The organism is Streptomyces griseocarneus, assembly GCF_014655595.1.
Classification (GTDB): Bacteria; Actinomycetota; Actinomycetes; order Streptomycetales; family Streptomycetaceae; genus Streptomyces; species Streptomyces griseocarneus.
In genome coordinates this window covers 428716-447474 of the sequence record NZ_BNBL01000004.1, presented here as the reverse complement: position 1 = coordinate 447474, position 18759 = coordinate 428716, and the positions used below count along the sequence as shown (strand labels likewise).

Below are 18759 nucleotides of genomic sequence, written 5' to 3'. Positions count from 1 at the left end.
TAGTCTGCAACGAAACTATCTGTTACGGTCTCTCCTGTTGCCTCCATCGACAGGAGAGACCGCTGTGCCCACTACCTCCGCACCCTCCCCCACCGCCGACCCGGCGCCGCCCCGCTCCCGTTGGCTCGCCCTCGGCGTCCTGGCCACCGGGATGCTGATGACGATCCTCGACGGCAGCATCGTGACCGTCGCCATGCCGGCCATCCATAGCGACCTCGGCTTCACCCCGGCCGGGCTGAGCTGGGTCGTCAACGCCTACCTCATCGCGTTCGGCTCGCTGCTCCTGCTCGCCGGCCGCCTCGGCGACATGATCGGCCGCAAGCGGATGTTCCTGGCGGGTACGGGGGTGTTCACCGCCGCCTCGCTGCTGGCCGGTGTCGCCGCCTCCCCCGGGGTCCTGATCGCCGCCCGCTTCCTCCAGGGCGTCGGCAGCGCGATGGCCTCCGCCGTCAGCCTCGGCATCCTCGTCACGCTCTTCACCGAACCGCGCGAACGGGCCAAGGCCATCGCCGTGTTCAGCTTCACCGGCGCGGCCGGCGCGTCGATCGGACAGGTGCTGGGCGGCATCCTCACCGACGCGCTCACCTGGAACTGGATCTTCTTCATCAACCTGCCCATCGGCATCGCGGCCCTTCTCGTCGCCCTCCCCGCCCTGCCTGGTGACCGCGGCCTCGGCCTGAAGGCAGGCGCGGACGCCCTCGGCGCGCTGCTCGTCACCTCCGGCCTGATGCTCGGGATCTACGCGGTGGTCAAGGTCGAGGAGTACGGGGCGGCTTCGGCCCACACGCTCGGTTTCGGCGCACTGGCGCTCGCCCTGCTCGCCGGATTCCTCGTCCGCCAGGCCACGGCGAAGAACCCGCTCATGCCGCTGCGGATCTTCCGGTCGCGCAGCGTCTCCGGCGCGAACCTGGTCCAGATGCTGATGGTCGCCGCGCTCTTCTCCTTCCAGATCCTCGTCGCGCTCTACATGCAGAACGTGCTCGGCTACGGCGCCGCCAAGACCGGTCTCGCGATGCTGCCGGCAGCCGCTGTCATCGGCGCGGTGTCCCTCGGCACCTCCGCCCGCCTCAACGCCCGCTTCGGCGAGCGCAACGTCCTCCTGGCCGGCCTGGTGCTCCTGGTCGGTGTGCTCGGCCTACTGACCCGGATACCCGGTCAGGCCGACCGGGCGAACTACCTCACCGACCTTCTTCCCGTGATGCTCCTCGCCGCCGGATTCGGCCTCGCGCTCCCCGCGCTGACCTCGCTGGCCATGTCCGGCGCGAAGGAGGAGGACGCAGGCCTCGCCTCCGGCCTCTTCAACACGACCCAGCAGATCGGCATGGCCCTCGGCATCGCCGTCCTCTCCACCTTGGCCGCCTCCCGCACCGAGTCCCTCACCAGGGCGGGCCGCCCCGCCACCGAGGCCCTGACCAGCGGCTACCACCTGGCCTTCGCGGTCGGCGCCGGCCTCCTCGTCACCGCCCTGGTCATCGCCTTCACCGTCCTCCGCTGCCCGAAGCAGACCCGGCAGAACACCCCGGCCGAGGGGGAAGCCCGCCTCGCCACCCTGTGACCAGCCGGGGCGGCTTGATCCGTTCCGGGGTACGGGGCGTCCGGAAGCGCGCATTCGGCCTACCTCAGTTGCACCGGCCGGGCGTACGGTGCCTCATTGGTTCCAGCGGCCGCCGCCAGCCGGTAAGGAGACCAGGTATGCCACGGGTCGGAGTGAACGGCGTCGAACTCTTCTTCGAGGTGGGCGGGGACGGCGATCCGCTGGTGCTGGTACACGGTTCCTGGAGCGACCACGACAGCTGGACCCCGGTGCTGCACGCCCTCGCGCTGAGGTTTCGGGTGCTCATCTACGACCGGCGGGGGCACAGTCAGAGCGAACGTCCGCCAGGGCAGGGATCCCGGTTCGAGGACGAGGAAGACCTGGCCGCGCTGATCGAGACCCTCGGGTTCGCGCCGGCGTACGTCGCGGGCAGCTCCTTCGGCGCTTCGACCGCACTCGGTCTGGCGGCCCGGCGGCCCGAGCTCTTCCGGGGCCTCGTCGCCCACGAGCCCCCACTCATGGGCATCGTGGCAGATGATCCCGAGCTGCTGCCGCTGATGACAGCCACCGGAGAGAAATTCGAATCCGTCCTCGCCCACCTGCGCGCGGACGAGACCCTCGCGGGAGCGCGCCAGTTCGCGGAGGAGATCGCCCTGGGGCCCGGGGCCTGGGACCAACTGCCGGAACAGCGCCGCGAAACGTTCATCACCAATGCCCCCACCTTCATGGATGAGCAGTCCGACCCGGGTTGGGCAGATCTCGATCTCGGCCGCCTCTCCGGCTACACCGGTCCGGCCCTGCTGACGAAGGGGACGGAGAGCCCGCCCTGGTTTTCCACGATCACCACCCGACTCTCTCGAGCTCTGCCCCAGGCAGAGACGCACACCTTCGAGGGAGCCGGGCACATCCCCCACATCAGCCACCCGGACGCTTACGCGGAGCGCGTGACCAGCTTCATCGAAGGGAACAACCGGCGTTCATAGTCCCTGCGGCACCTGCCACCCCAGCAGAGGGACACTCCGCAGGATGGTCTGCGGGCGGGGGCCCGTCGGGCGTGCCCAACGGCAAGGCCGACAGAGGCAGAGGAACACGCGCCGAGCAGCACCCGTGTCCTGCTGACGCTGCGGCGCTATATCGGCGTCCCGTTGCCCGGAACGGAACTGTACGTCCGAGGACTGCGCCCAGCCGGGAACAGCATCCGCCTCCGCCTGGGCGACTCGCAGTCCGGTTCGCTCCTCGTCGATCTGCCGACACGCCGCGCGGAGAGCGATGAGTGGATCGCCACCTGGTGGTACGTCGGCGCCTTGCGGGACATTACCCGGTGGGCCACCGACCCTCAGACCACCGCGGGCGCCTACGCCGAGCCCGAGGTGATCGACGCTGCCACGCCGGCCGAAGCAGGTGTCCTGCCCCATGACGCCGAAGTGACGGGCGCCGACTCCCTGGACTACGTGCTCGGGGACCTGGCCGACGACCCTCTGTGGCACGGCGCGGCAGGATCGGCGGCACCCGATCTCTACCGCATGGTCGGCTTCGACGCGCACAGCCCAGGCATCGTGCGCGTCTACCTGGTGGGCGACGGCCGTACGATCGGCGTGGACCTGGCGACGCGCGACACCAAAACCGCGGAACCACGCAGCGTCGGATGGTGGGCCTCAACGAAACTGATCGCCCTGCTCAACCCCGACGACGAACAGACACTCGCCGCCCACCACAGGGACGACACAGACGATCCGTGCTGCGAGGCGGTCTACGACCTGGCCGAATGGGCCTGAACATCACAAAGTTTCCGGCGCCTCTCAGAACCCGCTGTTCTGCGAGATGCTCCGTGCGAGCTGCCCCACAACGTTGAGTATCCCTTGCCCGAAGCTGGTCGGAGCGATCAGCACTCCGAACACCAGCACAATGACCACGGTGAGCTTTTCGTCGAACCGGCTCCGGGCTTCTGTGCGCCGGCGCAGTCGCACGACGATGATGATGGCCAGCAAGAGCGCCACGTTGATGGTCACCCGACGAGTCCCCTCCCCCAGCACTTGCCTTCCCCTCCTTCCTGCATAACCCGAAGTGGGCACCGCGGCGGCCCCATCAGCAGCGGATGGCGACAGAGCGCCGGTCCAGTGGCTGGATTTACGGCACGCCCGCGCTGCATCCCACCGCATCCGTCATCCCACCCCGCGAGTCAGGACAGGGCAGTCGGGCGACGTGCGGGCGGGATACGGTCCAGCAGATCCCACAGGGGACGGGAGCCTGCCGCCCACTCGCCAAGCAAGCGGCGATCAACGAGGTGGATCCGGTGTTCCTGCCCCCAGGGGACGGCCTTGGAGGTGAAGCGGCCGTTGGTGAGGACGACCGCGATGTCCGCCCCGTGGATTTGCCGAGCGGTGCCATTGACCTGCTGCAGCACCCCGACACCGACGGCAGAGCCGCGTTCCCCGTCCCGCCGGTGTTTGCACTGGATCGCCCAGACACGACCGGCCGGGTCGACAGCACGCACGTCGCAAGCGTTGTCTCCCGCACCGCCGAGCCGCTCTGCCCGGCATCCATCCCGCCGCATCAAGTCGCGTATGGCGAACTCGAAGGCGCGGTGATCCAGCGCGTCGAGCTCGGCGATGCGCAGCTGCAGAGCCTGCGTCCGGACACGTTCCCACTCGGCCCGCTGCCGCACCTGCCACAGCCAGAAGCCACTGGCGACGGCGGCGCCCACGGCCGCGAGAAAGAGGATCCACCAGTGCGCGAGCAGCCACTGCACAACTGCAGCCACCAGCCCGACCGCCACAACCACGGCCACCAGCAGGCCAACCTGCTCGTCCTTCTTCCTGGCCCGGCGAGACACACGCCGCCGGGTCGTACGCCGTACCGGTCGGCGGCTCACCGAACGCCGTCCGGGTGAAGGGGGGCACCGCCCCATCCGTGCGCCTTCACCTGTAACGCCATGAATAAACTCCCCCACCAGTTACGATCGTTGGCACGTCACCGCGCAGGTTGCATGAGAGCACACACCAGCGACAATCTGTCCGGACGCGATCACCGGCAGTAGTGGGTTTTCGGTCACTGAAACCCGTAGTCCCATATGGACGACCACCGGCTACCAGCGCATTCACTTGGCCGCCCCATCGGCTTCAGCCGTTTCCCGACGCGCGGCTGTAGCCACGCGACAGAGATTCGCGCAGCCCAAGGCGGCAACGTCGTGGTTGCAGTTTTGGTTGCATTCAGCTCTGTCCAGCACAGTCCATGAGCCGCAGGTGATGAGCAACGCCGCAGGTCAGGACGGCATCGCACCCACCCGAACACCCGGACGAACAGTTGGAAAGCGTGTTGGGGGCAACCCCTCACGAGTTTGAATCTCGAATCCTCCGCCAGTGCCTCACCGGGCACGAACCGAAGGCCCCGACCGGGAAACCGGCCGGGGCCTTCGGCGTTGTCCGGCGACAGTCACGGTCGCGGCCCCCACCGGCCCCCACCGGCCCCCACCGGCCCCCGCCGGCCCCTGCCGACCTCCAAAGCCTCCGCCTCGCCCTCCCCGCCCTCCCCGGTCGGCATGAACCACGACCATGGTTCGGCGCCCGGCGCGACTTACAGGCGCATCCCTCTCATCGACATGGCCGCACACCCACCCTTCTCATATACCCCCTGGGGGTATATGTTTCTGCTCGTGGGAAGGAGACGCCCGGCACCATCTCGGACTTCTCCCCCCGCAGGCACCGCACCAGCGTCCCGAAGGAAGCAGCCATGACCTCCCAGACGAACCCCACCTCCTGCTGCACCCCGGCCGGCACCTGCGGCACCGACGCCCGGGCCGACGTCCAGGGCGGCATCACCACGGTCTACAAGGTGACCGGCATGACCTGCGGCCACTGCGAGGGCGGGATCTCGCAGGAGGTCTCCGCGATACCCGGCGTGACGTCCGTGAAGGCCGTGGCCGCCACCGGCCTGCTGACCATCACGTCCACCGGCGCGCTGGACGACGAGGCCGTCCGCGCCGCCGTCGACGAGGCGGGCTACCAGCTCGCCGGCCGCGCCTGAGACACCCGATACCCCTCCCCCGTATTTCGATGCCGGGCCGCGCCGCTCCACTGATATGGACGCCGCGCGGTCCGGCCCTCCCCAGGAGTACGCGATGACCAGCATGGCCCCCGAGAAGACGGTGACGCCCGCCCTGCGCGCCGCCGAATTCGAGCTCTCCATAGGCGGCATGACGTGCGCCTCGTGCGCCGCCCGCATCGAGAAGAAGCTCAACCGGATGGACGGCGTCACGGCGACGGTCAACTTCGCGACCGAGAAGGCCAAGGTCGCCTACGGGCCGGGTGTGGAGGTCGCCGATCTGATCGCCACCGTCGAGAAGACCGGCTACACCGCTCAGGAACCGCCCAAGGCGACCGCCCGCGCGGAAGCGGAGACGCCGCAGGGACAGGAGCCCGGCCACGGTGGCGGAGAAATCGGCGCACTGCGGCAACGGCTACTGGTCTCGCTGGTGCTCGCGGTGCCGGTCGTGCTGATGGCGATGGTGCCGACGCTGCAGTTCGACAACTGGCAGTGGCTGTCCCTGACACTGGCCGCGCCGGTCGTGGTGTGGGGCGCGCTGCCGTTCCACCGGGCGGCGTGGACCAACGCCCGGCACGGGGCGGCGACGATGGACACGCTGGTGTCGATCGGTACGCTCGCGGCCCTCGGCTGGTCGCTGTGGGCCCTGTTCTTCGGCCACGCCGGCATGCCGGGCATGCGGCACGGCTTCGACTTCTCGGTCTCGCGGGCGGACGGCTCGTCCTCCATCTACCTGGAGGCCGCCGCCGGCGTCACCGCCTTCATCCTTGCCGGGCGTTACCTGGAGGCCAAGTCCAAGCGCAAGGCCGGCGCGGCCCTGCGGGCGCTGCTGGAGCTGGGCGCCAAGGACGTGGCCGTCCTGCGCGACGGGCGCGAGGTGCGCATCCCGACCGCCGAGCTGATGGCCGGCGACCGGTTCGTCGTACGGCCCGGCGAGAAGATCGCCACCGACGGCACGGTGGTCGAGGGCAGTTCGGCCGTCGACGCCTCAATGCTCACCGGCGAGTCCGTCCCCGTCGACGTGACCGTGGGCGACGCCGTCACCGGCGCCACCGTCAACGCCTCCGGCCGTCTGGTCGTCGAGGCCACCCGGGTCGGCTCGGACACCCAGCTGTCCCGCATGGCCAAGCTGGTCGAGGACGCCCAGAACGGCAAGGCCGCCGTCCAGCGCCTGGCCGACCGCATCTCCAGCGTCTTCGTCCCCGTCGTCCTTCTCATCGCCCTCGGCACCCTGCTCACCTGGCTCGCGGTCACCGGTGACGCCACCGCCGCCTTCACCGCCGCCGTCGCCGTACTGATCATCGCCTGCCCGTGCGCCCTGGGACTCGCCACCCCGACCGCCCTCATGGTCGGCACCGGCCGCGGCGCCCAGCTGGGCATCCTCATCAAGGGCCCCGAGGTCCTGGAGTCCACGCGCCGCGTCGACACCGTCGTCCTGGACAAGACCGGCACCGTCACCACCGGCAAGATGGCCCTGCACGAGGTCGTCACCGCCCCCGGCGTGACCGAGCAGGAGCTGCTGCGGCTGGCCGGCGCGCTGGAGCACGCCTCCGAGCACCCCATCGCCCGCGCCATCGCCGAGGGCGCCACCGCTCGCACCGGCGTCCTGCCCGTTCCCGAGAGCTTCGAGAACATCGCCGGCCTCGGCGTCCAGGGCGTCGTCGACGGACACGCCGTCCTCGTGGGCCGCGAGAAGCTGCTGGCCGACTGGGTCATCGAACTGCCGGTCGAACTCGCCGCGGCGAAGGCCGCCGCGGAGGCCGAGGGCCGCACCGCCGTGGCCGTGGCCTGGGACGGCGAGGCCCGGGGCGTCCTCACCGTCGCCGACGCCGTCAAGGACACCAGCGGCCGCGCCGTCGCCGAACTGCGCCGCCTCGGGCTGACCCCCGTCCTGCTGACCGGCGACAACAAGGCCGTCGCCGAGGCCGTCGCCCGCGAGGTGGGCATCGACGAGGTCATCGCCGAGGTCCTCCCCCAGGACAAGGTCGACGTCGTCAAGCGCCTCCAGGCCGAGGGCCGTACCGTCGCCATGGTCGGCGACGGCGTCAACGACGCGGCCGCCCTCGCCACCGCCGACCTCGGCCTGGCCATGGGTACCGGCACCGACGCGGCCATCGAGGCCGGCGACCTCACCCTCGTCCGCGGCGACCTGCTCGTGGCGGCGGACGCCATCCGGCTCTCCCGCCGCACCCTCGGCACCATCAAGGGCAACCTCTTCTGGGCCTTCGGCTACAACATCGCCGCCCTTCCCCTCGCGGCAGCCGGCCTGCTCAACCCGATGATCGCCGGTGCGGCCATGGCCTTCTCCTCCGTCTTCGTCGTCACCAACAGCCTCCGGCTCCGCCGCTTCCGGTAAGGAGTCCGTACCCGGCCGTCGGCCGCATCCGGGGATTCCCGGATGCGGCCGACGGCCTTTGTCCGGTGTCAGGCCCCCGGCGGGCGGCTCAGGCCGGCCGGGCCGGGACGTGGCCGCCGCCCGCGATGACGAAGCCGTATTCGTAGGCCAGGATCACGGCCTGGGTGCGGTTGCGGGCGGAGAGTTTGGCCAGGAGGTTGCTCACGTGGGTCTTGACCGTCTCCAGGCTGACGACCAGGGCGTGGGCGATGTCCGGGTTGGACAGGCCGCGGGCCATGAGGCGGAGGATCTCCAGTTCGCGGTGGGTGAGGGCGGGGGTGCCCGCGGGGGGTCCGGGGGCGGGGCGGGCGGCGGCGAGGTTGCGGACGGCGTCGGGGAAGAGGACGGAGTCGGTGGTGGCGACGAGGCGGATGGCGTGGGCGATCTGTTCCGAGGGGGAGCGCTTGAGGACGAAGCCGGCGGCGCCGGCGCGGAGGGCGTCGTAGACGTACTCGTCGTTCTCGAAGGTTGTGATCACCACCACTTTCGGCGGCCGGGGGGAGGCGGTCTGCAGGCGCCGGGTGGCCTCGATGCCGTCGATTCCGGGCATGCGCACGTCCATCAGCACGACGTCGGGGCGGAGTTCGGCGGCGCGGGTCAGGGCCTGGTGGCCGTCGGCGGCCTCGCCGACGACGGTGAGGCCCTCCCTGGCCGAGAGCAGGGTTCGCAGGCCGGTGCGGGTGAGTTCCTCGTCGTCGGCGATCAGCACGGTCACGGTCATGCCGCCGACCGTAGGGGGATGCGCGCGGTGAGCAGCCAGCCGGTGCCCTCGGGGTCCGGGCCCGCGAAGGCCTCGCCCCGCAGGAGCTGGACGCGCTCCACGACGCCGTCGACGCCCTGACCCCGGCGGGAACGCCGTGCGATCCGGGCGCGGGCGGTGACCGCGTTGGCGATCTCCAGCTCGAGGCGGGCCGCCGTGACCGTCACCCGCAGGCCGATCCGCGACCGGTCGCCGTGCCGCAGGACGTTGGTCAGGCCTTCCTGGACGATGCGGTACGCCTCGCGGGAGACGGTGGCCGGCACGGCGGCCAGGTCGCCGCTGATGTCGGCGCGTACGTCCGCACCGGCGTGCCGGACGCGGTCCACGAGCGCCGGGAGGTCGGTGAGGGCGTACGGCGGGGCGGTCGCGGCCCGCTCCTGGCGGAGGATGCCGAGGACGTGGTCGAGGTCGTCCATGGCGGCCCGGGAGGCCTCCTCGAGGCCGGTCAGGGCGCGGCGGGCGGCCGCCGGGTCGGTGTCCATCAGTTCTCGCGCCACCGCCGCCTGGATGGTGGAGGCCGTCAGCGTGTGACCGATGGAGTCGTGCAACTCCTGTGCCAGGCGGTTGCGTTGCGTCAGGTGGCGCATCTGCGTCTCGAGCGCGGCGAGGCGTTCGGCGGGGCGGTGGCCCAGCAGGGCGGGCGCGAGGCGCCTCAGGAGCGCCGTCGTGGCGGCGGCGGCGTAACAGGCCAGGGCGAGGAGCGCGGCGGCCACCGGCAGCGTCCACGCCCCTGCCGGCCCGCCGGGCACGTCGACGGGCACGAGCATCGTGATCCGCTCGCCGCCCTTCAGCCAGATGGCGACCAAGGGGACGGCTGCCACCAGGGCGAAGGCCGTCACGACCGCCGTCACCCATCCCGCCAGCGTGTGCAGCACCAGCCAGGCCGCCGTGCGCGCCCGGTGCGGCACGCGCGCGTGCTCCGCCGCCGGGGCCGGGGCCGGAAGGGCCGTGCCGAGCAGGCGGTTGGCCAGTCGTACGGAGGCGCGGCGGGCGGGGCGCGGGCAGCCGGCGGCGGCCGTGAGCGCGGCCCAGGCGGCCAGGAGGACCGTCGTGCGCACCGGCTGCGGCCAGTCCCGCGGGGTCGCGGCGGTGAGCAGCGTCGCCACGGGAAGGGTCAGGAGGCCGGTGGCCGCGCCGAGCAGTGCGTACAGCCAGCCTCGGTAGGTGTCCGCGCGCAAAAGCGGACGTATCAGCGTGAGCACGCCGGGAGTATCGCAGTCGCCTCGCGCCCGGCACCTCCCCCGCGCGAGCCAGATCACGGGCGGCGCCTGGAGATTGCTGCGGCCTCGTCAGGGGCAGGTGACGACCTGGCCCGCCCAGGACAGGCCGCCGCCGAAGGCCAGCAGCAGCACCGGGCCGCCCGGCGGGAGTTCGCCGCTCTCGGTCAGCCGGGACAGGGCGAGGGGCACGGACGCGGCGGAGGTGTTGCCGGAGTCGACGACGTCCTTGGCGATCACCACGTGCTCCGGCAGGCCGAGCCGGCGCGTCACGGCCTCGATGATGCGGAGGTTGGCCTGGTGGGTGACCACGCCGGCGAGGTCGGCCGGGGTGATGCCGGCGCGGCGGCAGGCCTCGCGGGCGATGCCGGGGAGTTCGCCGGTGGCCCAGCGGAAGACGGTCTGGCCTTCCTGGGCGAAGCGCGGGTGCCAGTCGTCGACGAGGCGTACGGCGTCGGCGCGCGTGGGGTCGGAGCCCCAGACGACGGGGCCTATGCCGTCCTGTTCGGCGGCGCTGAGGACGGCGGCGCCCGCGCCGTCGCCGAGCAGGACGCAGGTGCCGCGGTCGCTCCAGTCGGTGACGGCCGACATCTTTTCGGCACCGATGACCAGGGCGTGGCGGGCCGCGCCGGCGCGGAGGGAGTGGTCGGCGGCGGCGAGGGCGGTGCAGAAGCCGGCGCAGCCGTTGTTCAGGTCGTAGGCCACGGCCGCGGGGATGCCGAGGCGGCCGGCGACCTGGGCGGCGGTCGAGGGGCAGCGGTCGACCGCGGTGCAGGTCGCCACGGTGACCATGCCGATGTCGGACGGCCGCAGGCCGGACGCGGCCAGGGCCTCGGCCGCGGCGGCGGCCGCCATGTCGGTGACCGATTCGGTGTCGGCGGCGATGCGGCGGGTGGCGATGCCGGTCCGCCGGCGGATCCATTCGTCGCTGGTGTCGACCATGCCCGCCAGGTCGTCGTTGGTCAGGACGCGCGACGGCTGGTAGCGGCCCAGGGCGGTGATGCGGGATCCCGGCACGGCTGATCTCCTCGGCTCGGTGGCAGGGCGGTGTGCGGCGCGGGCGGTGTGCCCGGGCCGCAGGGGGTGCCGGGGAATATAGCAACCGATCGGTCGGAAGCTAAAAGGGAGTCAGGTGGCTAGGATGGCCGCATGAGCCCACGCAAGTCCGTTGCCGAAGCCCGCAGGACGCGGGAGCGGATCGTCGAACGCGGTGTCGCGATCGCCTCGGTCGAGGGGCTGGAGGGGCTGACGATCGGGCGCCTCGCGACGGACCTGGGCATGAGCAAGGCCGGCATCCTCGGCCACTTCGGCACCAAGGAGGCCCTCCAGCTCGCCGCGCTCGACGAGGCGTCGGCGGTCTTCCAGCGCGTGGTCTGGCAGCCCGCCGCCCACGAGACGCCGGGCCTGCCGCGGCTGCGGGCCGTCTGCGAGGCCTGGATCACCTACCTCGAGCGCGAACGCGAGATCTTCCCCGGCGGCTGCCTCTTCACCACCGCCTCCGTGGAGTTCGACGCACGCGGCGGCCGCGTACGGGACGCGGTGGCCCGCCTCTACCGGCTGTGGCGGCACCGGCTCGTGGGCGAGCTGCGGCTCGCCGTCACGGCGGGCGACCTTCCGCCCGGCACCGACCCCGAGCAGGTCGCGTACGAACTCGTCGGCCTCTACCTGGCCCTCAACCAGGCCATCCAGCTCTTCGCCGACCCGCTCGCCCCCGACCGCACCCGGCGCGCGCTCGACCGCCTGCTGACGCGGGCCTGATCCCCGGCCGGCCCGGCGGCCCCGGCAGCTGCCACCCCACCGTCATAACGCCGCCCGGCGGGCGTTGCGGTGCCACAGGGCGAGCAGCGACGGCGCGTCGTACGGGGCCGGGCGCGCCGGGCACACGTCGGCATGACCGACCCTGCACGTGTCGGACGGGGCGGCGGCCGCCCCGAGGCGGACGGCGGTGCCGTCGCCCGCGATCCGCCAGCGTCTGCCGGCGGGAACGGCCGCCACGGGCCATTCGCCGGCCTGGATCAGGACCCAGCGGCCGCGCACGGTGCGATGCCACACGGCGCGTCCGCCGCAGGCCCGGCACACCGCCCCGCCACCGCCGGCGCCCCATGGGTCCGGAACGCCGGCGCCCGTACGGCTCGAGAGCCTCAGCACGTCGGCCGTGGCCCCCAGCACCTCGCCCACGAGCACCGGCTCGCGGCTGCGCCGCCCGGCGCCGACCCGCTCGCACGGGACACAGAGAGCCGTGCCGCGACCGACGACCCACCTGGCGTACGGACTGTCGCACGCTTCGCAGACCATGTCCTGCCCCCTCCCTCGCGATCCCCGCCGGAATCCCAAGTTCCGTCATCGGCGGGCGACTTCACGGAAATCGTCGCACCCACCACTGACAATCGGGCGGGAGTACGAGGTCGCGGCAGGGCCTGCGCGTCACTCCGTCGCGGGCGCGAACTGGTCCGTACCCACGACGCGCAGGAGTGCCAGCCGGTCCGCGGTGTCGGTGCCCGGGGGCGGGGTGTAGAGGACCAGACGCTGGTCGCCCTCCGGGGCCAGGAGGATCTGGCAGTCGAGGTCGACCGGGCCGACCACGGGGTGCAGGACGCGCATGCGGGTGTGGCGGCGGACGGCCACCTCGTGGAGGTCCCACAGGGCGCGGAATTCGGGGCTCGCCTCCCGGAGACGGTCCACCAGGCGGGCGGCCGCCGGGTCGTTCGCGCGGCGGGTGACGGCCGCGCGCAGGTCGGCGGTGTGCAGGCGGTTGTAGTGGTCGTGCTCCTCGGGCGGGTACGCGGCACGGACGGCGGGGTCGGTGAACCAGCGCCAGACGACGTTGCGGCCGTGTTCGGAGACCGTGCACACGCCCCCGAGCAGGGACTGGGCCATGGCGTTCTGGGCGAGGACGTCACCGAGGGCGCCGAGGATCTGCGCGGGGGTGGTGGGGAGCTGGTCGAGGAGGTGGAGCAGGCCGGGCGCGACGTGGTCGCCGGAGGCACGCGCCACGGGCGGGCGGTGGCCGGCCAGCAGGTGGAGGTGGTCCCGCTCGTCGGCGCTCAAGCGCAGGGCGCGGGCGAGCGCCGCGAGCATCTGGGGCGAGGGCTGCGGTCCGCGGGCCTGCTCGAGCCGGGTGTAGTAGTCGGCCGACATCCCGGCGAGCTGGGCGACCTCCTCGCGGCGCAGGCCGGGCGTACGGCGGCGCGGCCCGGCGGGCAGGCCCGCGTCCTGGGGGCGTACGCGTTCGCGCGCGCGGCGGAGGAAGTCGGCGAGGCCGGGGCGGTCGATCGTCATACGGATGATCTTCGCCGACGCCTCGTCCCGTGAGCCAGGGACCGGCGATCCCAGGGTCGGCGGGGCTCTCCCGGCCGCGCGTCCCCCGCGCCACTGTTGGTCACGTCACCGGGTGCGAAGCCCGGCGGCCGCCTCTCAGACCCACACCCCCTGGGGCCTTGCCCCCGCCGGGCCCTCACCACTCGGGAGTTCCGCATGCCCACCGTCACCGTCGCCGACGCCCAGGTCCACTACGAGCGCACCGGCACCGACAACCCCACGCGCCCCGCCCTCGTCCTCGTCCACGGCACCGGATCCACCGGCGCCGGCCTCACCTGGGGACAGATCGCCCCGCGCTTCGCCCACGACCGCACCGTCATCACCCCCGACCTCTCCGGCACCGACAACACCGTCGACGACGGCGGCCCGCTGACCGTCGAGGGGCTGGCCGCCCAGGTCATCGCCGTCATCGAGGACGCCGGCACCGGGCCCGTGGACCTGCTGGGCTTCTCCATGGGCTCCCCCGTGGTCACGGCGGTCGCCGCCCTGCGCCCCGACCTGGTCCGCCGCCTCGTCCTCGTCGCCGGCTGGGCGCACACCGAGGGCGACGAGTTCCTCCGCAACACCTTCGCCCTGTGGAAGCGGCTGGGCGAGACGGACGCCGGGGCCTTCGGCAGGTTCGTCACCATGACCGGCTTCAGCCGCGGCTTCCTCAACGCCATCGGCCGCGACCAGGTCGAGGCCATGACGCAGAACATGCCCGCCACCGCCGGCACCCTGCGCCACGTCGACCTCGACGCACGCGTCGACATCCGCCCGCTGCTGCCCCTGGTGCGGGCGAAGGCCCTGGTCATCGGCTGCGCCCAGGACGCCACCGTCCCCGTGGAGCACAGCCGGGCGCTGCACGCCGCGCTGCCCGGCAGCTCCTACGCCGAGGTCGACACGGGGCACGTCGCCTTCTTCGAGCAGCCGGACGCGTTCGTCGAGCTCGTCGACGGCTTCACCCACGCGCCCGACTCCGCCGACGGCTTCACGCTCGCGCCGGACGCCGCCGATGCCTTCGCCCTCGCGCGGTGACGGGCGCACATCCTCCTCACGCGCTGACGGGACGCACCCTGCGCCGCGTCAGCACCAGGCCGAACACCCCGGCGGCCAGGGCCGCCACGGCGCCGCAGGCGAGGATGCCGGCCCTGGCTCCGTAGTGTTCGACCACCCAGCCGACCACCGGGCCGCCGACCGGGGTGCCGCCCGTGTAGACGAGCATGTACAGGCCCATGACCCGCCCGCGCATCGCGGGATCGGTCGCCAATTGCACCAGCGAATTGGCCATGGTGCTGAAGACGACGCTCAGCAGGCCGACCAGCACCAGCACCAGTCCGAAGACCCACAGCCGGGGCGCCAGCGAACTCACCATCTCCAGGGCGCCGAAACCGGCCGCGGTGGCGACGAGGAGCCAGGGCCGGCCGCTGCGCCGGCGGGCCGACAGCAGTGCGCCGCCCAGGGCGCCGACGCCGACCGCGGTGGTCAGCCAGCCGTATTCCTTGGCGCCGCCGTGGAAGACGTTGTAGGTGAAGCCCGACAGCAGGGTCGGGAAATTGAAGCCGAAGGTGCAGACGAATCCGACGAGCACGATGGGCCACAGCAGCTTCGGGTGCTCGCGGACGTGGCGCAGGCCCGCCCGGATCTGCCCCTTCTCGCGCGGCTGCGGGCGGGAGGGAAGCAGTTCGGCGGCGCGGACGGCCAGCAGGGAGACGATCACGGCGACGTACGACAGGGCGTTGACCGCGAAGGCCCAGCCGCTGCCGATCACCGCGATCAGCGGGCCGGCCACGGCGGGGCCGAGCAGCCGGGCGCTCTGGAAATTCACCGCGCCCAGGCTGACGGCGTTGCCCACCCGCTCCGGGCCGACCATTTCCACGACGAACGTCTGGATCGCGGGATTGGTGAAGGTGTTCATCAGGCCCAGCAGGAACGCGAAGCCGTAGACGTGGCCGACGGTGACGGCGTCGGTCAGCGTCAGCACCGCCAGCAGCGCGGCGAACAGGCCCATCGCGCTCTGGGTGGTGAGCAGGATCCGCCGCTTGGGGTAGCGGTCGGCTACCACCCCGCCGAAGAGGCCGAAGAGCAGCACCGGAAGGAATTGCAGGGCCGTGGTGACGCCGACCGCGAACGTGCTGCCGGTCAGGTCGAAGACCAGCCAGTCCTGCGCGACGAACTGCATCCACGTGCCGGAGTTGGAGAGGAACTGCCCGATGAAGAAATAGCGGTAGTTCCGCACCCGCAGCGAGGCGAACATCCCGTCGCCCCCGGCCTTGCCGCCGGGCGCGGGCGGGGATTCGGCCGTGGTGGTCCGGTTTCCCTTCGGTGCATCATTCATGCGCTGTGCCAACCCTCAGACATCGATCAGACATCGATACGCCGGGCCAGCACCAACAGATAGGCCAGTCCCGGAAGTTCCCTGCGCACCAGGCGCGTCGCCGTCACCTCGAAGCCGGCGCCGGACAGCAGCTCGGCCGCCTCCCGCTCGTTGAACCAGCGCGACAGACGGCCGTCGTCGGCGCGGTTCAGCACGCCTTCGGTGAGTTCCTCGGCGGTGGTGAACAGGCTGATGGCCAGCGTTCCGCCGGGGCGCAGGCGGCGGCGTACGCCCGCGAGGTACGCGGAATAGTCGGCCGGGTCCTGGTGGTGCAGGACGCCGTTGTCCACCGCGGCGTCGAATCCGGTGTGACCGTCGAGCTCGGTGAAGTTCCCGACCGCGAATTCGACCTGGTCGCCCCAGCGTTCGGCGAGATCGTCCCAGTCGGGGAGGCGCACCAGGTCGACGACGGTGACCCGGTGTCCCGCGGCGAGCAGCGCCTCGGCGTCCCGGCCGCGGCCGGCGCCGATGTCGATCACGCGGCTGCCCGGCGCGAGCCCGTCGGTGAGCATCGGCACCAGCAGCCGCATGGCGGGTTCCTCGCTCCACGAGTCGGCGCCGTCCTCGTAGCGCCGGCTGAAGGAGTCCCGCAGGACCCGGCGGTAGCCGGGGGCCACGGCCGCGTCGCCGCCGGCGTCTGTGCTGCTGCTCGTCACGCGCTTCTCTTCTCCGTTGTCGCTTCGGCTCCCGTCGGCACGACGACGGGTCTCTCCTTCTGCTGGATCCGGCTCTTGGGGGCCCAGACCCGGCCCCCGTCCGGCACGTCGCTGGTGACCAGGGAGTGGGCGCCGACCAGACTGTCGTCGCCGACGCGCACGGGCCCCAGGACGGAGGCGTTGGCGCCGACCACGACGCGGTCGCCGATCGTCGGGTGCCGCCGCTCCCCCGGCCGCCTGCGCCGGTCCCGCCACCAGCCCAGGGCACCGATGGTGACCTGGTGGTACAGCGTCACGTCGTCGCCGATGACGGCGTCCTCGCCGATCACGACGGCCGCGCCGTGGTCGATGAACAGCCGCCGCCCGACCCGGGCGCCGGGGTGGATGTCGACGCCGCCGGAGAGGAACCTGCCGACCAGCGACAGCACCCTGGCCGTCACCCGGTGGCCGCGCCGGTAGAGGCCGGAGGCGATCCGGTGCAGCCACAGCGCCGGCAGGTGCGGGGCGAGCAGGGCCTCGCCCCGGCTGCGTACGGCCGGATCGCGCTCGATGACGACGCGCAGGTCTTCCCTCATGCGGGCGGCCGTGGCACCCGGCCCGCGGCGCGGGGAGGCGCTCACGCGACCGCCCCCTCGGTCCCCTTGCGCATGGCCCGGGTGAAGGTGGCCAGCTGGTCCGCCATGCCGGCGCACCGGTCGTGCAGGGGGCCGCTCACGTCCAGCGCGGGCCGTGCGTCGGCGCCCGGGGCGAAGTCGGAGGCGACCGTGCTGACCTGCGCCGGTACGGGCCAGCCGCCCAGCGCCTTGACCACCTGCCGCAGTTGCTCGCACGCGCCGGCGCTGCCGCGCGGCCCGCCGGCGTTGGCGGCCAGGCCGACGGCCTTGCCGTCGAAGGCGTCGTACGGCAGCAGGTCCAGGGCGTTCTTCAGCAGCCCCGAGTAGCCCGCGTGGTACACGGGCGTGCCGAGCACCACCGCGTCGCAGTCGCGCGCGGCCGCCACGAAGTCGCGGGCCTGGGGCACGGGATGCGGCAGGCCGCTCCAGTAGTGCTCGGGGTGGCTGAGCGGGAGGTCCAGCTCGGCCAGGTCGGCCAGCGTGATCGTGAAGCCGCGCCGCTCCAGCAGGGCGGCGATGTGCTGCACCAGGGCCCTGGTGTGGGAGTCCGGGCTGGGGCTGCCGACGACACACAGTGCGCGCATCACGCCACCACCCCTTCCGGCGCCTCCGACTCCTGCCCCTCGCCCTCCCGCGTCACGCGCACCTCCACCCGGTCGTGCGCCGCCTCGGCGGCCGCGCGGGCGCCCGGCGCGTCGGCGCCCGTGGTGATGAGGAAGCCGAGCCGGTCGAAGTTGTCCCGGGCGGGCCGCACCCGCCGGCCGGGGCGGGCGTGCAGCATGACCTCGGCGACGCCGGGGGCGCGCCGGGCGGCGTCGGCGTCGATGCCGGCGAGCACGCCGGTCACCGGGGCGGTGAGGGCGCGGATGCAGCCCACGCCGTTCGTCGCCGAGGGGCGGGGGCTGCCGCCCAGGGCGAGGTCGATGACGTCGTGGTAGACGTTCCGGCCGAGGACGTGATTCATCATCGTGGGCACGTAGCCGCCGATGAGCCGGCCGTTGATCTCGATGATCTGCGGCCCGTCGGGGCCCAGCACCACTTCGGTGTGGGTGTGCCCCCGCCGCACGCCGACGGCGTCCAGCGCCCGGACGCAGACGTCCACGACCGCGTCCCGTACGTCGTCGGGGAGTTCGGCGGGGAAGCAGCCGCCCAGCTCCACGGGGTACGGCGGCGGGCTGAGCATCTTGTCCACACAGCCGTACGGGTGGTGGGCGCCGTCGGCGGTGAGCACCTCGCAGCTGACCACGGGCCCGGGCACGTAGGCCTCGAGCAGCACCACGCCGATGCCGGTGATGCCGCGGCCGTAGACGCGGGTGCCGAGGACGGCCTCGGCGAGCTCGGCCACCTCGCCGGGGCCCTCGGCCACGCCGACCCGGACGGAGCCGAAGCCGTCGGCCGGCTTGACCACCACCGGGTAGCCCAGCTCCTCGGCGGCCGTCACGGCCTCCTCGGCGGTCAGCGCCTGCCGGAACGCGGGCTGGGGAACGCCGGCCCGGTCGAGGAGGAGCCGCACCTCGTGCTTGTTGCGCAGCCGCTTGGTCGTCGCCGGCGTCTCGAAGGGCAGGCCGAGGGCGTGGGCGGCCTCCGCGATCGCGGGGAGGTGGCCCTCGCTGAGGGCGAGCAGTCCGTGCACGGGGTGCTCGCGGTGGAGACGCCCGAGCGCGTCGAGGAGCGCGCCTGCGTCGGCGGTGGCGATCCCGGTGAGGACCCGGGTGGGCGTCCTCACCGCCTCCTCGCCTCCCTCGGCCGCGAGGTAGGGCTCGAGGGACTCGGCCACGAAGGTCACCTCGTGGCCGAGCGCGACGGCCTCCTGGACGATCCTGAAGCCGGCGGTGGGGGTGGTCTCGACGAGAACCAGATGCGCCATG

Annotated in this window: 19 protein-coding genes; 7 read left to right on the top strand and 12 right to left on the bottom strand. The window is 72.7% G+C overall.

The genetic code is table 11. The features are described 5' to 3' along the window. Nucleotides 1-64: 64 nt before the first annotated feature. The 3 genes from IE295_RS13565 to IE295_RS13555 all read left to right on the top strand — a co-directional run bounded on the left by IE295_RS13565 (nt 65) and on the right by IE295_RS13555 (nt 3309). Nucleotides 65-1555 carry an MFS transporter gene (locus IE295_RS13565; protein WP_224323008.1) on the top strand — a complete coding sequence of 497 codons (1491 nt, stop codon included), beginning with the start codon at nt 65-67 and terminating at the stop codon, nt 1553-1555. 152 nt (nt 1556-1707) lie between these two features. Next, on the top strand, nt 1708-2517 hold the full coding sequence (locus tag IE295_RS13560; protein WP_224323007.1) for an alpha/beta fold hydrolase: 810 nt from the start codon (nt 1708-1710) through the stop codon (nt 2515-2517). A gap of 162 nt (nt 2518-2679) precedes the next feature. Continuing rightward, nucleotides 2680-3309: a hypothetical protein gene (locus IE295_RS13555; RefSeq protein ID WP_190063844.1), complete on the top strand. Its 630-nt coding sequence runs from the start codon at nt 2680-2682 to the stop codon at nt 3307-3309. Nucleotides 3310-3333: 24 nt separating this feature from the next. On the opposite strand, the gene IE295_RS13550 is transcribed toward IE295_RS13555, so the two are convergent. Beyond that, the gene (locus tag IE295_RS13550; RefSeq protein ID WP_190063843.1) at nt 3334-3543 is read right to left on the bottom strand and encodes a hypothetical protein; all 210 of its coding nucleotides are present in this window, start codon (nt 3541-3543) and stop codon (nt 3334-3336) included. A 170-nt stretch (nt 3544-3713) separates the two neighbouring features. Continuing rightward, complete coding sequence (locus IE295_RS13545; RefSeq protein ID WP_224323006.1) at nt 3714-4367, bottom strand: restriction endonuclease; 654 nt, start codon at nt 4365-4367, stop codon at nt 3714-3716. Between the two features lie 896 nt (nt 4368-5263). Between IE295_RS13545 and IE295_RS13540 the strand changes: the two genes are divergently transcribed. Next, on the top strand, nt 5264-5557 hold the full coding sequence (locus tag IE295_RS13540; RefSeq protein ID WP_190063842.1) for a heavy-metal-associated domain-containing protein: 294 nt from the start codon (nt 5264-5266) through the stop codon (nt 5555-5557). Between the two features lie 94 nt (nt 5558-5651). Beyond that, entirely contained in the window at nt 5652-7931 is a 2280-nt protein-coding gene (locus IE295_RS13535) for a heavy metal translocating P-type ATPase (RefSeq protein ID WP_190063841.1), read from the top strand. Nucleotides 7932-8019: 88 nt separating this feature from the next. On the opposite strand, the gene IE295_RS13530 is transcribed toward IE295_RS13535, so the two are convergent. The 3 genes from IE295_RS13530 to IE295_RS13520 all read right to left on the bottom strand — a co-directional run bounded on the left by IE295_RS13530 (nt 8020) and on the right by IE295_RS13520 (nt 10964). Further along, entirely contained in the window at nt 8020-8691 is a 672-nt protein-coding gene (locus tag IE295_RS13530; RefSeq protein WP_190063840.1) for a response regulator transcription factor, read from the bottom strand. Beyond that, the gene (locus IE295_RS13525; RefSeq protein WP_224323005.1) at nt 8688-9932 is read right to left on the bottom strand and encodes a sensor histidine kinase; all 1245 of its coding nucleotides are present in this window, start codon (nt 9930-9932) and stop codon (nt 8688-8690) included. The genes IE295_RS13530 and IE295_RS13525 overlap by 4 nt, the downstream gene beginning before the upstream one ends. An 87-nt stretch (nt 9933-10019) precedes the next feature. After that, a complete protein-coding gene (locus tag IE295_RS13520; protein WP_190063839.1) occupies nt 10020-10964 on the bottom strand; it encodes a beta-ketoacyl-ACP synthase III in 945 nt (314 codons plus the stop codon). A gap of 132 nt (nt 10965-11096) precedes the next feature. Here IE295_RS13520 and IE295_RS13515 point away from each other — a divergent pair, with 132 nt between their 5' ends. Beyond that, a complete protein-coding gene (locus IE295_RS13515) occupies nt 11097-11705 on the top strand; it encodes a TetR/AcrR family transcriptional regulator (RefSeq protein ID WP_190063838.1) in 609 nt (202 codons plus the stop codon). Nucleotides 11706-11747: 42 nt separating this feature from the next. On the opposite strand, the gene IE295_RS13510 is transcribed toward IE295_RS13515, so the two are convergent. Then, nucleotides 11748-12242 carry a DUF6083 domain-containing protein gene (locus IE295_RS13510; protein WP_224323004.1) on the bottom strand — a complete coding sequence of 165 codons (495 nt, stop codon included), beginning with the start codon at nt 12240-12242 and terminating at the stop codon, nt 11748-11750. Nucleotides 12243-12371: 129 nt separating this feature from the next. Continuing rightward, nucleotides 12372-13226, bottom strand: a complete 855-nt coding sequence (locus tag IE295_RS13505) for a helix-turn-helix transcriptional regulator (RefSeq protein WP_190063837.1) — start codon at nt 13224-13226, stop codon at nt 12372-12374. 195 nt (nt 13227-13421) lie between these two features. Here IE295_RS13505 and IE295_RS13500 point away from each other — a divergent pair, with 195 nt between their 5' ends. Further along, nucleotides 13422-14282 (top strand): alpha/beta fold hydrolase, encoded by an 861-nt coding sequence (locus IE295_RS13500; protein WP_190063836.1) that lies wholly within the window; start codon nt 13422-13424, stop codon nt 14280-14282. Nucleotides 14283-14298: 16 nt separating this feature from the next. Here the strand turns inward: IE295_RS13500 and IE295_RS13495 are convergent, their stop codons facing one another. Genes IE295_RS13495 through IE295_RS13475 form a run of 5 tightly spaced genes read right to left on the bottom strand, consistent with a single transcriptional unit; the run spans nt 14299 to nt 18758 of the window. Beyond that, nucleotides 14299-15582 (bottom strand): MFS transporter, encoded by a 1284-nt coding sequence (locus tag IE295_RS13495; protein ID WP_190063835.1) that lies wholly within the window; start codon nt 15580-15582, stop codon nt 14299-14301. Between the two features lie 26 nt (nt 15583-15608). Next, entirely contained in the window at nt 15609-16277 is a 669-nt protein-coding gene (locus tag IE295_RS13490) for an SAM-dependent methyltransferase (protein ID WP_190063834.1), read from the bottom strand. Further along, nucleotides 16274-16897, bottom strand: a complete 624-nt coding sequence (epsC, locus tag IE295_RS13485; protein ID WP_224323003.1) for a serine O-acetyltransferase EpsC — start codon at nt 16895-16897, stop codon at nt 16274-16276. The genes IE295_RS13490 and epsC overlap by 4 nt, the downstream gene beginning before the upstream one ends. Next, on the bottom strand, nt 16894-17475 hold the full coding sequence (locus tag IE295_RS13480) for an NADPH-dependent FMN reductase (RefSeq protein ID WP_190063833.1): 582 nt from the start codon (nt 17473-17475) through the stop codon (nt 16894-16896). Before IE295_RS13480 ends, epsC begins: the two co-directional genes overlap by 4 nt. Beyond that, nucleotides 17475-18758 (bottom strand): ATP-grasp domain-containing protein, encoded by a 1284-nt coding sequence (locus IE295_RS13475; RefSeq protein WP_190063832.1) that lies wholly within the window; start codon nt 18756-18758, stop codon nt 17475-17477. Before IE295_RS13475 ends, IE295_RS13480 begins: the two co-directional genes overlap by 1 nt. Nucleotide 18759: the final 1 nt, after the last annotated feature.

Bases quoted from the DNA above. Each gene is read 5' to 3' on its own strand.
- IE295_RS13535 (WP_190063841.1), top strand. From the start codon at position 5,652: ATGACCAGCATGGCCCCCGAGAAGACGGTGACGCCCGCCCTGCGCGCC.
- IE295_RS13530 (WP_190063840.1), bottom strand. From the start codon at position 8,691: ATGACCGTGACCGTGCTGATCGCCGACGACGAGGAACTCACCCGCACC.
- IE295_RS13505 (WP_190063837.1), bottom strand. From the start codon at position 13,226: ATGACGATCGACCGCCCCGGCCTCGCCGACTTCCTCCGCCGCGCGCGC.
- IE295_RS13475 (WP_190063832.1), bottom strand. From the start codon at position 18,758: ATGGCGCATCTGGTTCTCGTCGAGACCACCCCCACCGCCGGCTTCAGG.
- IE295_RS13500 (WP_190063836.1), top strand. From the start codon at position 13,422: ATGCCCACCGTCACCGTCGCCGACGCCCAGGTCCACTACGAGCGCACC.
- IE295_RS13480 (WP_190063833.1), bottom strand. From the start codon at position 17,475: ATGCGCGCACTGTGTGTCGTCGGCAGCCCCAGCCCGGACTCCCACACC.
- IE295_RS13510 (WP_224323004.1), bottom strand. From the start codon at position 12,242: ATGGTCTGCGAAGCGTGCGACAGTCCGTACGCCAGGTGGGTCGTCGGT.
- IE295_RS13540 (WP_190063842.1), top strand. From the start codon at position 5,264: ATGACCTCCCAGACGAACCCCACCTCCTGCTGCACCCCGGCCGGCACC.
- IE295_RS13495 (WP_190063835.1), bottom strand. From the start codon at position 15,582: ATGAATGATGCACCGAAGGGAAACCGGACCACCACGGCCGAATCCCCG.
- IE295_RS13515 (WP_190063838.1), top strand. From the start codon at position 11,097: ATGAGCCCACGCAAGTCCGTTGCCGAAGCCCGCAGGACGCGGGAGCGG.